At 39.2% G+C, this 15,199-nt stretch carries 11 protein-coding genes; 3 read left to right on the top strand and 8 right to left on the bottom strand.

Annotation, left to right across the window (positions count from 1 at the left end; translation table 11 throughout):
* Nucleotides 1-90 precede the first annotated feature (90 nt).
* From FHK88_RS01555 to sdhC, 5 genes are all read right to left on the bottom strand, one after another.
* A complete protein-coding gene (locus tag FHK88_RS01555) occupies nt 91-2,940 on the bottom strand; it encodes a 2-oxoglutarate dehydrogenase E1 component (RefSeq protein ID WP_227429021.1) in 2,850 nt (949 codons plus the stop codon).
* Between the two features lie 622 nt (nt 2,941-3,562).
* Nucleotides 3,563-4,273, bottom strand: a complete 711-nt coding sequence (locus FHK88_RS01550; protein WP_227429020.1) for a succinate dehydrogenase iron-sulfur subunit — start codon at nt 4,271-4,273, stop codon at nt 3,563-3,565.
* A gap of 191 nt (nt 4,274-4,464) precedes the next feature.
* A complete protein-coding gene (sdhA, locus tag FHK88_RS01545; RefSeq protein WP_227429019.1) occupies nt 4,465-6,315 on the bottom strand; it encodes a succinate dehydrogenase flavoprotein subunit in 1,851 nt (616 codons plus the stop codon).
* 182 nt (nt 6,316-6,497) lie between these two features.
* A complete protein-coding gene (gene sdhD / locus FHK88_RS01540) occupies nt 6,498-6,890 on the bottom strand; it encodes a succinate dehydrogenase, hydrophobic membrane anchor protein (RefSeq protein ID WP_227429018.1) in 393 nt (130 codons plus the stop codon).
* Entirely contained in the window at nt 6,890-7,279 is a 390-nt protein-coding gene (sdhC, locus tag FHK88_RS01535; RefSeq protein ID WP_227429017.1) for a succinate dehydrogenase, cytochrome b556 subunit, read from the bottom strand. The genes sdhD and sdhC overlap by 1 nt, the downstream gene beginning before the upstream one ends.
* Before the next feature lie 1,507 nt (nt 7,280-8,786).
* On the opposite strand from sdhC, the gene gltA reads away from it, so the two are divergent.
* Nucleotides 8,787-10,067 carry a citrate synthase gene (gene gltA, locus FHK88_RS01530; RefSeq protein WP_227429016.1) on the top strand — a complete coding sequence of 427 codons (1,281 nt, stop codon included), beginning with the start codon at nt 8,787-8,789 and terminating at the stop codon, nt 10,065-10,067.
* A gap of 133 nt (nt 10,068-10,200) precedes the next feature.
* Here gltA and FHK88_RS01525 read toward each other — a convergent pair whose 3' ends face one another.
* From FHK88_RS01525 to FHK88_RS01515, 3 genes are all read right to left on the bottom strand, one after another.
* Entirely contained in the window at nt 10,201-11,139 is a 939-nt protein-coding gene (locus FHK88_RS01525) for a hypothetical protein (protein ID WP_227429015.1), read from the bottom strand.
* The gene (locus tag FHK88_RS01520; RefSeq protein ID WP_227429014.1) at nt 11,140-11,628 is read right to left on the bottom strand and encodes a type IV secretion protein Rhs; all 489 of its coding nucleotides are present in this window, start codon (nt 11,626-11,628) and stop codon (nt 11,140-11,142) included. It abuts the gene before it with no gap.
* Between the two features lie 131 nt (nt 11,629-11,759).
* Complete coding sequence (locus tag FHK88_RS01515) at nt 11,760-12,452, bottom strand: hypothetical protein (RefSeq protein WP_227429013.1); 693 nt, start codon at nt 12,450-12,452, stop codon at nt 11,760-11,762.
* A 106-nt stretch (nt 12,453-12,558) separates the two neighbouring features.
* Here FHK88_RS01515 and FHK88_RS01510 point away from each other — a divergent pair, with 106 nt between their 5' ends.
* Nucleotides 12,559-13,857, top strand: a complete 1,299-nt coding sequence (locus tag FHK88_RS01510) for a replication-associated recombination protein A (RefSeq protein WP_227429012.1) — start codon at nt 12,559-12,561, stop codon at nt 13,855-13,857.
* A 145-nt stretch (nt 13,858-14,002) separates the two neighbouring features.
* Nucleotides 14,003-15,115 (top strand): bifunctional 3,4-dihydroxy-2-butanone-4-phosphate synthase/GTP cyclohydrolase II, encoded by a 1,113-nt coding sequence (gene ribBA / locus FHK88_RS01505; RefSeq protein ID WP_227429011.1) that lies wholly within the window; start codon nt 14,003-14,005, stop codon nt 15,113-15,115.
* Nucleotides 15,116-15,199: the final 84 nt, after the last annotated feature.

Genomic DNA, 15,199 nt, shown 5'->3' with positions numbered 1-15,199 from the left:
ACATGGCATCTATAATATCTTATAAATGCCATGCAAAATTCAATTCTTTTGACCTGCAATCCTTACAAATACAGCCTCTATTCAACGCTTTTATTCATCAATACCCAGTGCTTGTGCAACTAAGTCTTTTTGTTGCTGAGCATGGATTTTTGCTGAGCCTGTCGCAGGTGCTGCTGATGCTGGTCGAGCCACTGGCTCTAATAGATAAGCACGTGTTGGACGTGTGGCAGGTTTCGGTGGTGCAATCAGACGGAACATATGCGGTGCTAAATAGTACCATGCACCTTGGTTACGTGGCTCTTCTTGTGCCCACAGTATTTCTTCCAAGTTTTCGTATTTTGCAACTTCTTCTAAAATACGTTGTTCTGGTAATGGGTATAGCTGCTCAATACGAACCAATGCCACATTTTCAAGACCCAGCTCACGGCGTTTTTCTAACAAGTCATAGTAAACTTTACCACCACAGAATACCAAGCGAGTCACTTTGCTATTATCTAAGCCATCAACTTCTGGTATCACTGTTTCAAACTTACCATTTGCCAACTCTTCTAAGTTAGATACAGCCAATTTGTGACGTAGCAAGCTCTTTGGAGACATGACAATGAGTGGCTTACGAATTGGACGGACTGCTTGACGACGCAATGCGTGGAAAATCTGTGCAGGAGTGGTTGGTGTAATCACCTGCATATTATCTTCGGCACACAACTGTAAATAACGCTCTAAACGTGCTGAAGAATGCTCAGGACCTTGACCCTCAAAACCATGTGGTAATAGCATGGTCAAACCACAAACACGCTGCCATTTTGTCTCACCACTAGAGATAAACTGGTCAATAACAACCTGCGCTCCATTGGCAAAATCACCAAATTGTGCTTCCCAAACAATTAGGGCTTTAGGCACAGTTGTCGCATAGCCATATTCAAATGCCAATACAGCTTCTTCTGATAATAATGAGTTGTATGTGGCAAATCGGGCTTGTGTATCACTTAGATGAGCCAATGGTACATACATGCTACCATCATTCATATTATAAAGCTCTGAATGACGATGTGAGAACGTACCACGCCCCACATCTTCACCTGTGATACGTACTAAATAGTCTTCTTCTACCAAGCTGGCATAAGCAAGCGTTTCAGCTGCTCCCCAGTTTAAAGGCTCTTCACCCGTTTGCATGGCGAGTCGTTGCTCAACGACTTTTTGTACTTGACGCTGTAGCTTAAAGCCTTCTGGTAACTCGGCCATACGCTGACCATAAGCTTTTAGCTTTTCAATATCAACGCCAGTGTCCCAGTCATCTTTTAGCTCATGACCCAAATAAGGTGTCCAGTCAACGTACAGCTCTTCATTCGGCTCACGAACTAAAGAGTTTGCTACATATTCACCTTTATCTAAAGACTCACGATAAATATCTTCTAGCTGTTTTTCTTTATCTGCATCAATTACACCCGCTTCAATCAGCTTTTTGGCATAAATAGCACGCGTCGTAGGTTGCTTTTTAATCACAGCATACATTAATGGCTGAGTTGCTGATGGCTCATCTGCTTCATTGTGACCATTACGACGATAACAGAATAAATCAATAACTATATCTTTCTTAAACTGGCGACGATAGTCTAGTGCTAACTGAGATGCAAATACCACTGACTCAGGATCATCACCATTCACATGTAAAATCGGTGCATGTACCATCTTGGCAATATCAGTACAGTATTCTGTAGAGCGTGCATCTTCTTGACGGCTGGTAGTAAAACCAACTTGGTTATTGATGACAATATGCAACGTACCACCCGTTGTATATGCACGTGTTTGCGACATTTGGAAGGTTTCTTGTACCACACCTTGACCAGCAAATGCAGCATCACCATGTACCACGATTGGTAATACTAGATTACCCGTTGTATCATGACGACGTACTTGTCTGGCACGAACAGAGCCTTCTAAAACAGGAGAAACAATCTCTAAGTGAGAAGGGTTAAATGCCAAGGCCAAATGAGCCTCACCACCCGGTGTCATCACATTTGATGAATAACCATTGTGATACTTCACATCACCTGAGCCTTTCTCTGGCTGGACTTTACCATCAAACTCATCAAACAAATCTGCTGGATTTTTACCTAAAATATTTACCAATAAATTTAAACGTCCACGGTGAGCCATACCAATGACAACTTCTTTGGTACCATAGCCACCAGCACGCTGAATCATTTCATTGACAGCAGGAATGAAGCTTTCACCACCTTCTAAACCAAAGCGTTTCACACCTGTATACTTACGTGCTAAATACTTTTCTAGTCCTTCAGCAGCAGTTAGGCGCTCCAAAATAGAAACTTTTTTCTCATTATCAAAGTTAATATGACCTAGGGTGCTTTCAAGATATTGCTCCATCCAGCGTTTTTCTTCACTGGTGGTAACGTGCATATATTCCACACCTAAGTGATTACAGTACACCAGCTCCATGATATCAATAATCTCACGCAGTGTGGCTTCTGACTTACCAATGTTTAAATCACTGGTTGGGAATACTGTATCTAAATCGGCTTCTGATAACCCATGAAACTCAAGAGTTAAATCAGGCACTTCTGCTCTAGGATGTAGCTCTAATGGATCTAGCTTAGCACGACGATGGCCACGACGGCGATAAGCTGATATCAGCTTCTGCACACCCATTTGTTTTGGGTCGGCACAATCTGAAGACACCTGAGACTGAGCAGAAGCAACAACTTTATTCGCTGTTTGATTGCGTGCCAATAATAAGAACTGATCTTGAATGGCATGATGCAGTGCATCATTGCCAGTATCATACTGACTAAAGTAGCGTTGCCACTGCTCATCAACACTGTCTGGCTCTAAGAGATACTGCTCATATAGAGCTTCTACATAGCTGGCATTGTCTGCTGACAATTCAGTAAAAGGAGGGGTTGCGACGTTTTTCGTATTCATAGTATTTTCTATTAAATGTGAATGGAAGAAGATGAATAATTTGATACGTTAATTTTAATCGCTATAGAGGCAATCAATTGTAGGCTATCCGTAAAATAATATTCCAAACATTACTGAGCTTGATTATAAATAGACACACCAACTGGCAATAATATTATAAATATTATTTTTTACGGTCATATCTGCCATTTGTTATCTCATGAATCTTTGCCAGCTTAGATGTCACAGTGCCATAACATCATACATGTTGCCATCTTGATAAGTACTCAAGCCAAATATCTTCACTTAAAAAATGAATATATTTTTAACATCCATGTATATTGATATGACCTATTCTACTTGACCAAGATTATGATACATACTGCTTTTAAGCATAACATGATAAAAATTTTCAGCATAGTTTGTTTGCTCAATAGTTATCATTTAGCTATTGAATAACATACCCTTAGAAAAGATATATGTTAGTAACATACTCTGCCTATTGTTAACTAAGACAATGACACCTTAATGAAATCAAAATTCTTTATATAACATTATAGCAAGCATCAGAAAAGTGACAAATAAAAAAAGCCTCCATCATCAGATAAAGGCCTATGTATTACTATAATCCTACACTTTCAGTCTAACCTGCTTGGTCAAGTAACATATTACGTAAATGACCAATGGCTTTAGTTGGGTTCAACCCTTTAGGACAAACTGAAACACAGTTCATAATGCCACGACAACGGAACAAGCTAAAAGGATCATCCAAACGAGCCAAACGAGCTTGTGTGTCTGTATCACGGCTATCAATCACAAAGCGATAACCATTTAACAAAGCAGAAGGACCTAAGAACTTATCAGGGTTCCACCAGAAAGAAGGACAACTGGTTGAGCAACAAGCACATAAAATACACTCATACAGACCATTTAGCTTTTCACGCTCTTCTGGTGATTGTAAACGCTCAGTTGGTGGTGCAGGCTGATCATTAATTAAATAAGGGTGAATCTTCTCATACTGCTCATAAAACTGGTTCATATCCACAACCAAGTCACGGACAACAGGTAAACCAGGTAATGGACGAATGGTAATTTTTTCAGGCAGAGTGTTCATGTTAATCAAACATGACAGCCCATTTTTACCATTAATATTCATACCATCTGAGCCACAAATACCTTCACGGCATGAGCGACGGAAAGTAATGCCTTCATCCATTTTTTTCAGACGTAATAAAACATCCAATAACATACGGTCAGATTCAAGCAGCTCAATGGTATAAGTCTGCATGTATGGGGCTGCGTCCTTATCAGGGTCGTAGCGATAAATCTCTATGGTGCGAGTACCTCGGCTCATAGTGCTAACTCCAGACGGTAATAAGCAGGTTGACAGATTAGCATATTTTCTTGAGACATTCTGTCAAATATGACCAATACAAAAACAACCCATCTAACACGTCATTTTATCTTGGCTAATTGACTTAAGGTAACAACTACTCTGTCAACGGCTTATAAATTTAAAAAAAGCGAAATTAAATAAAGTTAATCTTAGTAAACCCGTACTTTAGGCACGACGTAATCTACAGTTAGAGGACTTTTGCGTACTGGTTTATAAATGATACGATTATCACTAGAGTACCATAATGTATGCTTCATCCACTCATTATCATTACGTCCATTTGGTGCAACAGGATCATCCTCTGGACGATCATAATCTAATACTGTATGCGCACCTCGGCACTCATGGCGCTTGGCCGCTGATAGCATTGTTGCTTTTGCCACTTCATATAAATTAGCAACTTCTAATGCTTCAATACGAGCAGTATTAAATACTTGTGACTTATCAACAAGGTGAATATTTTCTACTTTTTCACGCAGTGCTAAGATTTTTTCGACCCCTTCATCCATCAATGCTTGTGTACGGAATACACTGGCATGTTTTTGCATGGTTGCGCGAATCTCATCAGCCACATCTTGTGCATTGTAGCCATCAGTTGATTGTTGCAACTTGTCCAGACGACCAATAGTAAAGTCAAGCACACGAGGGTCTAAAGGTTTATAGTTGTGATCTGCATGATGATATTCATCAACAATATGCTTACCAGCAGCACGACCAAATACAACCAAGTCTAACAAAGAGTTTGTACCCAAACGGTTTGCACCGTGAACACTTACGCAAGCACACTCACCAATAGCGTACAATCCTTTGACAACTTTGCCATCAGTGTATAAGCCTTCTTCATCAACATTACCTTCCAAATCGGGCACAGTTACCTGACCATGAATGTTGGTTGGAATACCACCCATCATATAGTGAATGGTTGGGATAACTGGAATTGGCTCTTTGGTAATATCAACGTTAGCAAAGTTTTTACCAATTTCAAAAACAGAAGGCAGACGCTTCATAATGGTTTCAACCCCTAAGTGAGTCATATCCATCACGATATATTCACCTTTTGGTCCACAACCACGACCTTCTTTAATTTCTTGGTCCATTGAGCGAGATACAAGGTCACGAGGTGCTAAGTCTTTAACGGTTGGTGCATAACGCTCCATAAAGGCTTCACCATCTTTATTACGTAAGATAGCACCTTCACCACGACAACCTTCAGTTAATAGTACACCAGCACCAGCAACACCTGTTGGGTGGAACTGCCAAAACTCCATATCTTGTAGAGGCACACCAGCACGTACTGCCATACCCAAGCCATCACCTGTATTAATATAAGCATTGGTAGAAGCTGCAAAGATACGTCCTGCACCACCTGTTGCTAATACAGTAATTGGTGTCTGGAAGACAGAAACAGCACCTGTTTCTTGCTCAATAGCAATCACACCGTTGATATTACCGTCTTCATCTTTAATCAAGTCTAGTGCAATCCACTCAATAAAAAACTGGGTGCCTTGCTGTAGGTTTTTTTGATATAGCGTATGCAATAAAGCATGTCCAGTACGGTCAGCCGCCGCACATGCACGCTGTACTGCTTTTTCACCATAGTTTGAGGTATGACCACCAAATGGACGCTGATAAATAGTTCCGTCTGCATTGCGGTCAAACGGCATACCCATATGCTCAAGCTCATACACCACTTTGGGTGCTTCTCGGCACATATATTCGATGGCATCTTGGTCACCTAACCAGTCTGACCCTTTTACTGTATCGTAAAAGTGGAAGTGCCAGTTGTCATTACTCATGTTACCAAGGCTAGCACCAATTCCACCCTGTGCTGCTACTGTATGTGAGCGTGTTGGGAATACTTTGGTAATAACAGCGACTTTCATACCTGCTTCTGCAAGCTGTAGTGAGGCACGCATACCTGAACCACCACCGCCAACAATAACAGCATCGTAATTCAAAGTTTTGATATTGCTAATTGTATTATCTTGTCTAGTTGCCATGACAGGTTTCCTAATGAATGCAAATTAAGGGCATCGATTTATGAGTGATGTGTCTGTACTACCAAATGTATTACTTAATTTACCTTACTCATCAAATGCCAATATGATCATAAGATTTGGGGAATTTCAAAGATTTAATAGAATAACTTGTATACTATCAACTCAAACTATCAAACCCTTACTTATAAGGTAATACCCCAAAAAATCATAATGCCCCAAAATAAATAAACTAAAATGGCAATGATCATTGCTGATTGTAGTACCAAACGCAGACCTGCTGCTTTTGCACCCAACTTTTTAGAAGTAATGTAGTCAGTAAATACTGTCCACATTCCAACCCATGCATGACCTGCCAACGCTATGATAGCTACTAAACTAAATAAGCGCATTGGCAAGCTCATCATAAAGCTTACCCACTCAGCATAGGTCACTTGACCATTTATCAAAAAGAAACCTAATAGCACCAGACTATATAGAGCCAGTACTACTGCGCTAATACGTTGTACAATCCAATCTCGTGTGCCTGAACCCGTAAGTCCTGTTGCACTTTTGGTTCCTGAGTCATTTTTAATCATTAGAACATCACCCATACAAATGAAGCTACAATCAAAATAGCTGCAATAACAAAACTAATCACAGCAGCTTGACGACCTGATTTTAGCTCCTCATTCATTCCCATATCAGCCAACAAGTGCTTGATACCCATCACAAAATGATATGCTACTGAGGCAACAAATACCCATGCGATAAAACGTACAAGGATATTATCAAATACCACAGCAAAGCTCTCAGGTGATGCTAGTGAGCGTTGTAATAGCCATAATAAAACAGGAATTAGAAGAAATAAGATGATGCCAGAGATACGATGCAAAATAGAGGCAATCGCAATCGGTGACTTTGCGTTAACGCTAATCACTTGACTCAAAGGCAAATTAATGGGGCGGTTGCTTTTCACAGCGGGCATCCTTTTTAGGGTTAACACTGATGTATTAACAGTAATGCTGTCTAAAAGACTAAGACACTATGACAAGAAGATGTGTGTACTGAAATTGATATGATGCCACTACTACTAATCTATTTTGTTAGTTAGTTAGATTGTTACCTAACCCGTTTAATCCAGTCTAGCCTCATCTAAAGATGAAAAAACCATGATTAACTTGTTGAGCAAATGACACTATATACTTAGGGTCATATCCACAAACACCTGACCCTAACTAACTGTACAAACACCATCGTTTGTCATTTTTTTAACACATCAGACGAATAAAATAAGGAAGAGCTAGCTGACTTTACCGTAATAAAGATTGACTTGATACATACAAGTCATACCATTACGCATATCTCATATACTTGCACAATATCTGAGATATACGGATATGACCGTATCTGGGTCTTGCCCACACATACTGTGCAAGGTTGATCATCTACATCATAGTTATCATGTAAAATAAACCATGTTCAGCTGTTGTATTGCTAGTGTTGGCGTATTGGGTAAAGCTAGCACCAGTTATATTGCGTTAATTATAGAGTTTGTTGCTATTAATTACAAACAAATTCCAAAAAAGCATGGGAAGTTTCTGTGATATCCATCTAAAAACAACCAGTATCACAACTCAATTATAGCCATAAGATATCTATAACCATAGCAAATACCATCTCCGCCAAAGCAAGCCAAACCAAAGTCTACAGAGTATTTGAGTATTTACTCAACAATCTTTCTTTAACAAAAATATATCGATAAAATGCTGTTAACAACCTGTTACAAGATAATTATTTTTTTCTCTTAATATGATTCTTGCTAAAATAAGTCTGCCATTTTTCAGATATTATTTTCATTGCTACGTTGCTCTAGCCCTTTAGTTATCAATGATAATCATTATTTTTCCAGTACAACAATAATGGATACTCGGCGGATAAAGATTGAGATTTATTAAGCTAATTTGGCATATAAACATAATATTTCTATTCAGTAGTTATTTTTTTACTATCCATCATGACAATTCTATTATAAGATGATACAGATATAACCAATGCTCGTTGGGTCAGTAGCTATTGTCATTAATTGCAGTGAATCACTCCTGCAATCCTAGCAGACCCAACTATAATAAGTATTATTAATTAAAGGAAGGATAGGTGATACACAAGGATGGTGGCAGAGCAAATCGCCATTATTTAGCTGGTAATCCTTATATTACTGTGCCAATTTAATTGATACTCACAACATGATTGAGACATATTGACCTGATAGTGAGACAAATAATATCACTATCCAGACTCGATAGTTTTTGTTAGATTATATGGGCTTAGTCAGTCCTACTTCAGCTGTAAGAAGAATTTATGATTACCTGTGTGTATGACTATTTTTTATTATGACTGTTTTTATCTAAAGTATGCACTATAGACACCTCCCCTGTTGAAGCAATATGGAGTGGTTCATATCAGTGTTTCGTAAACAATAATGAGAGGAATTTATGGCAAACGAAAAAGCGACCTTAACCGTCAATGATCAAAATTATGACCTACCTATTATCAAAGGTACACTAGGTCGCCCAGTCATTGATGTGGCAGCATTCCAAGAAGCTGGATACTGGACTTATGACCCTGGCTTTAAAGTAACTGCGCCAGTAGAGTCAAAAATTACTTTTATTGATGGTGGCAAAGGTGAGTTATTACACCGTGGCTATCCTATTGATCAGTTAGCAGATAATGCAGAGTATCTTGAAGTTTGTTATGCCCTACTACATGGCGACTTACCAAATGCTGAGCAGAAAAAAGATTTTTATCAAAAGGTACAAAAGCATTCTGGCGTACATGATCAATTACGTAAGTTCTTTGAGGGCTTCCGCCGTGATGCACACCCAATGGCAATCATGGTTGGTGTCGTTGGTGCATTATCAGCATTCTACCATGACGGCTTAGATGTCAGCGATGAACAACATCGTGAAATCACTGCTATTCGCCTTATCTCAAAAATGCCAACACTGGCTGCTATGAGCTATAAATACTCTCGTGGCGAACCCTTCATGTACCCACGTAATGACTTTAATTACGCTGAAAACTTCTTATACATGATGTTTGCAACACCTGCTGATGTTGATTATAAAGTTAATCCTGTACTTGCTAAAGCAATGGATAAAATCTTTACTCTACATGCTGACCATGAGCAAAATGCATCAACTTCTACAGTACGTTTAGCTGGCTCTACAGGTGCTAACCCTTATGCGTGTATTGCTGCTGGTATCGCTGCACTTTGGGGACCTTCTCATGGTGGTGCAAACGAAGCAGTACTTGAAATGCTAGATGAAATCGGCACTGTTGAGAATGTCGATGAGTTTATGGAAAAAGTGAAGCGTAAAGAAGTGAAGCTAATGGGCTTTGGTCACCGTGTTTACAAAAACTTTGACCCACGTGCTAAAGTCATGAAAGAAACTTGTGATGAAGTATTGGGTGCGTTAGGTATTAATGATCCTAAACTTGAGCTGGCAATGAAGCTTGAGAAAATCGCTCTTGAAGACCCATACTTTGTAGAGCGTAACCTATATCCAAACGTAGATTTCTACTCAGGCATTATCTTAAAAGCCATTGGTATTCCAACCTCAATGTTTACCGTAATCTTTGCTCTCGCTCGTACAGCAGGCTGGATCAGCCACTGGTTAGAGATGCACAGTGCGCCATTTAAGATTGGTCGTCCACGTCAGCTTTACACTGGTGAAACTCGTCGTGACTTTGTTAAAATTGAAGACCGCAAGTAAACAATTGACATACCTTGCTAATTAACAATAAAAAATCCCATTCTATAATAGAGTGGGATTTTTATTTGGCTAAAGTTTAAAGAATGGTAAGGATGATAAAGTCCTATATATCAAAGCTTAGTCAACCTCACCACTATTCAAACTCTTTTAATTTTTGCTCATATTTGGCAATTTGCTCATCATAATCTTTAATAGTCTTATCAAAATCTGCCATTAGTTCAGCAAACTCTTCTCTTTGTTTTTGTTGAGCTTTAATTTGTTCTTGCTTGAGTGCTTGTAACTCTGCACTTTGCTGTGCTTCTATCTGCTCCCAAATCTGATACTGTTTTAATAGCCTTGCTAAGGCAGGCATCCTAACTGTCAGTCGTCTAGCCAACTCATCATCTCGAAAAATATCAGGAACTAGCATGGCAATGCTTAACAAGGTATCAATTGACTGTGCAGATAAAGGCACTGTATTTGCAGTATATAAGTCTGACATGGCTGTTTGATAGCGGGTTTCTATTTCTGAAGCTGTCAGTTGCTCTGGTGGCAGAATATCAATGTTGACTAATGGTAAATCTGGCACAACGGATGCTGTCTCTATGTCCGTTTCGTTAGATTCTGTCAGACCTTCTGTAGAACCCGTCTGTACTGACTGAGTATTTTCATTATCAGTACTATTTTCAGTGCTATTTGTTGTCGTGCTGGCTACTGGCTGTGTAGAGTTAGTATCATCAGACTGTAAATTTGCAGTTGTAGTTAACGATTCAGCCTCTGTATCCTCCCCTACTTCTTGCTCCTCTGCTGCTTCTGTTGTGCTATGAGTTGGCGCATCTGCCACTTGGATTGCATCATGCTCCGCTTGCAAGCTATTTTGTAGCTTTAACATTTTATCAACGTACTTCTCTTTAAAATGCGCAATCGTTGCTGAGGCTGATGCACTTATCTCCTCAGCTTCAACTGTACTCTCAATTGGCTTGTCTATATCTGTAGATTTGGGCTGACAAGCAGATAGCATGAAAGCTAAACATAACGATAAAGCAATGGTATATAACGGATGCTTCTTGTTATACGAATTTGATTTATACATTCATTTCTCACCAGATGGTTGCATCAAAAAAGGAATACATGCCTGCCATGCTCCACAATCTTTGCCTTGTTCACGGCGAATAAAGTAATCCTGTACCATACGAGCTTGCTGCTCAATACCGAAAGAAAAAAAAGATTTACCTTCTTTTAGTACATAACCATAACGTCGATTAAGTAAGGCACCACGTACAACTTTTAATCCTTTTTGTAGCTGCCAAACATGAGTCAGCTCATGGATTAACCAGCCTTGCTGACTGAGAGACTGCTCGGTAAAATCATCCACCCAATCCTCGTGATTAAAGTAAATATTACCATTGGGGCTAACCGCATAATTTTTTAACACCCACCATGCAGTTTTAATCTTAATGTGGCTCACATCCAAGTCTGAACCAAAAACAGAATACGCCAAGATAACTTCATTTTCTGTCAATGAGCGAGAACGTGATATAGCAAACCGATCATAGCAAGACTTTAAGATTTTATTTAACATTTATTATGCTCTAATTTAACCAATAATAAAACATCATGTACTATTATGAAAAGATACCTATTTATATCAGTAGCAAAACTAATGATGTAGCAGTTTTGTATGAATTTGACTCTATTTTAATTGTTTTGTTTTTATCGGCATGCATTCTGAATATCTTGATTAACTTGTCTCCATGTACTTGGACTGACAAAATTTCTTAGAGTAATTTGTGTCATGGAGTAATCAGTTCCTAAGTTTTTTGCTGATACAGCATATATATTTGCATTAAATACAAACACTATCAAAGCGATAAGTGAAAGTATCCTTGCTATTTTTTTATTTTGATAAATTTTATGTATTTTCTTTTGGCTGTATCGTCGAAAGATAGTTTTACCTTTGATTCGATAATATTCATCAAGTAGATACCCTGTGGCTAAGGCTTGCTGATATTCTTTATTTTGCTTAAATTTTAAACAAGCAAACATAGCAACAAAAAACAGCATAAAAAATAGCATTAACCAAAATCGAATGGATATACCCAGTAGTTGAACACAGTTTTTAATGGCGTTTTTGATAACAGGACTTAAATAAAAATCTGCTAAAAATATAAATAACATAACAGCCATTAATGCATATAAATTATATTGTATCGTATTCGGTGAGGTATTATCAGTATTAACAAGAACTTCCCCTTGTTGTTCAGCTTGCTTCAGAGCTTGTTGCTCTGACTCAGATAGTTGGGTGATAAAACCAAAATTCTCTCGCTTTGGCTCGCTTAAATAAAAGAATATTAAGGCAGCAAATATACAAAAAATACTGATAACTAGCAGTATGATATGAATCATGATTGGTTATCCTTAATATTTATCATCTAGCTATTCTATTCTTATCTATTCGTTTATTAGCAACCATGTTATATTAAAGTGCAAACTTACGGAACATAATTATTTTATGGCAAAATCGCAACTCTCCCTTAGCCAAGCTGATACACCATTGGCTCAAAGGATGCGTCCACAATCGCTAGATGACATCATCGGACAGACACATTTATTGGGGCAAGGCGCTCCCATTCAACAGTTTGTTAGTCATGGACATTTGCCATCACTGATATTGCATGGTGAGGCTGGTATTGGCAAAACCACCATGGCAATGCTACTGGCTAAAGCGGTTAATCGTCCTTTTCATGCATTATCAGCCATCAATACTGGGGTAAAACAACTGCGTGATATTCTTGGTAGTGATGAAGGGTTAAGCTTTGCACCACCTGTGGTGTTTATTGATGAGATACATCGCTTTAACAAAGCACAGCAAGATGCACTGCTTGGTGCTGTGGAATCTGGAGAGATTACCCTCATTGGGGCAACGACAGAAAATCCTTCTTTTAGTGTCAATAATGCCTTGCTATCTCGCTGTCAGGTATATCGCTTACAGCCATTAGATGCACAGCAAATCCATGAGCTACTTAACCGAGCTTTACAACAAGATGTGTTATTATCCACACTTCCCATTAAGCTAACCGCACAACAAAACATCATCCAGCTGGCACAAGGTGATGCCCGAAAAGCACTCAATTTATTAGAGATGGCAGTACAAGCATCCGACCAAACTCAAGCACAAATTGTTATTGATGATGCGTTATTATCTCGTGTTGCACAGACATCATTACAACGCTATGACAAAGATGGTGAGCAACACTATGATATTATCTCTGCCATGATAAAGTCCGTACGTGGCTCTGACCCTGATGCGGCTCTATATTGGATGGCACGCATGCTGGTCGCTGGTGAGCCACCAGAATTTATTGCTCGGCGACTGGTCATTTTAGCCAGTGAAGATATTGGCAACGCCAACCCCAATGCCCTACTCCTTGCCGATGCAGCACTACGCAGTGTAAAAAGTATTGGTATGCCAGAGGCTCGTATCATTTTAGGACAGGTGATTGTCTATCTAGCAACTTCTGCAAAAAGTAATAGCACATATCAAGCAATTAACAAAGCCATGGCTCTAGCAGAAAAAGACCAATCTGCTGTACCACTACACCTGAGAAATGGAGTCACGTCACTGATGCGAGAACAAGGATACGGACAGAATTATGTGTATCCACATGACTACCCTAACCATTATTACCCTCAGCAATATTTGCCAGATAATCTCATCGGTACACAGTTTTATGAGTTTGCAGATAATAAACGTGAGCAACATAGTCAACAATTTATGACATGGCTACAGACTCAAGCTCATACTCACTAATACAAATAGCTTTATCCAATATTATCCAGTGGTTTTAAAACCCACCCTTCGCCCTTATAATGAGGGTATGATTCACGGATATTTTTAATACATTTTTCCAACTATCCGTATTATCATTTTATTCACCAATTACATTGAGAGCGTTATGGCACTAAATAGTATTCCTGAGATTATTGATGACATTCGTGCAGGAAAAATGGTCATTCTAATGGATGACGAAGACCGTGAAAATGAAGGTGATTTAATCATGGCTGCGACCCATGTCCGCCCTGATGATATTAACTTTATGATTACTCATGCCCGAGGCTTGGTATGTTTAACTCTAAGTGAGGCACGCTGTCAACAGCTCGAACTACCTAAGATGTCTGATAAAAATGGAGCAAAATTTAGCACCAACTTTACTGTATCCATAGAAGCCGCCGAAGGGGTAACAACGGGGATTTCTGCTGCAGATAGAGCTAAAACAGTACAAGCTGCCGTTGCTGCGGCTGCTAAACCAGAAGACATCGTTCAACCCGGACATATTTTTCCGATTATGGCACAAAATGGCGGGGTGTTACATCGGGCAGGACATACTGAAGCAGGGTGTGACTTAGCACGTTTAGCAGGGCTTGAGCCAGCAGCAGTGATTGTTGAAATTATTAATGCTGATGGTACGATGGCACGCCGTGATGATTTAGAAAAGTTTGCTGCTGAACATGACCTAAAGATTGGTACGATTGCCGATTTAATTAACTATCGTATTGCCAATGAACAAACCATTGAAGAAGTAGAAGTTCGTGACTTTCATACCGATTTTGGCACATTTACCCTACACCGCTTCCGTGAATATGGGGCAACTGAAACACATCTAGCATTGGTCAAAGGTGATTTAAGTGAAGGGTTAAGCACCGTTCGAGTACATGGATTCCATCCCCTACGTGACTTATTTTCTGCCAAACATGATGAAACTGGGCGAAGTGGCTGGAGCGTACAAGCAGCTCTTCAAGAAATCAGCAAGTCTGATAGAGGCGTACTGGTCTGGATTGGTAATAATCAGCCCATAGATTTGGGAGATGTGCTACAACGTGCCAAAGATAAAAAATCGTTATCTTCTTTATCTAATCAACCCTATCGTAGCATTGGTGTTGGTGCGCAAATTTTACGTCATTTGGGTGTACGTGATATGCGATTATTGTCATCACCGATGAAGTTTCATGCGTTATCAGGCTTTGACTTAAATGTGGTCGAGTTTGTTGAAGCACCTAATCATAACTAACCATGATACAGAATGCCGATAATGGCTCAGTAATTCTGGGTTATTCCACTATTATTTAGGCATAACTTTTTAAAATAAAAAGGC

This window comes from Psychrobacter sp. I-STPA6b, from assembly GCF_020662265.1.
Taxonomy (GTDB): domain Bacteria; phylum Pseudomonadota; class Gammaproteobacteria; order Pseudomonadales; family Moraxellaceae; genus Psychrobacter.
The sequence above is the reverse complement of the archived record's forward strand: the minus strand, read 5'-3'. Positions and strand labels throughout refer to the sequence as shown.

Coding starts and splice junctions, on each gene's coding strand:
- FHK88_RS01555 (WP_227429021.1), bottom strand. CDS start 2,940: ATGAATACGAAAAACGTCGCAACCCCTCCTTTTACTGAATTGTCAGCA.
- FHK88_RS01550 (WP_227429020.1), bottom strand. CDS start 4,273: ATGAGCCGAGGTACTCGCACCATAGAGATTTATCGCTACGACCCTGAT.
- sdhA (WP_227429019.1), bottom strand. CDS start 6,315: ATGGCAACTAGACAAGATAATACAATTAGCAATATCAAAACTTTGAAT.
- sdhD (WP_227429018.1), bottom strand. CDS start 6,890: ATGATTAAAAATGACTCAGGAACCAAAAGTGCAACAGGACTTACGGGT.
- sdhC (WP_227429017.1), bottom strand. CDS start 7,279: ATGCCCGCTGTGAAAAGCAACCGCCCCATTAATTTGCCTTTGAGTCAA.
- gltA (WP_227429016.1), top strand. CDS start 8,787: ATGGCAAACGAAAAAGCGACCTTAACCGTCAATGATCAAAATTATGAC.
- FHK88_RS01525 (WP_227429015.1), bottom strand. CDS start 11,139: ATGTATAAATCAAATTCGTATAACAAGAAGCATCCGTTATATACCATT.
- FHK88_RS01520 (WP_227429014.1), bottom strand. CDS start 11,628: ATGTTAAATAAAATCTTAAAGTCTTGCTATGATCGGTTTGCTATATCA.
- FHK88_RS01515 (WP_227429013.1), bottom strand. CDS start 12,452: ATGATTCATATCATACTGCTAGTTATCAGTATTTTTTGTATATTTGCT.
- FHK88_RS01510 (WP_227429012.1), top strand. CDS start 12,559: ATGGCAAAATCGCAACTCTCCCTTAGCCAAGCTGATACACCATTGGCT.
- ribBA (WP_227429011.1), top strand. CDS start 14,003: ATGGCACTAAATAGTATTCCTGAGATTATTGATGACATTCGTGCAGGA.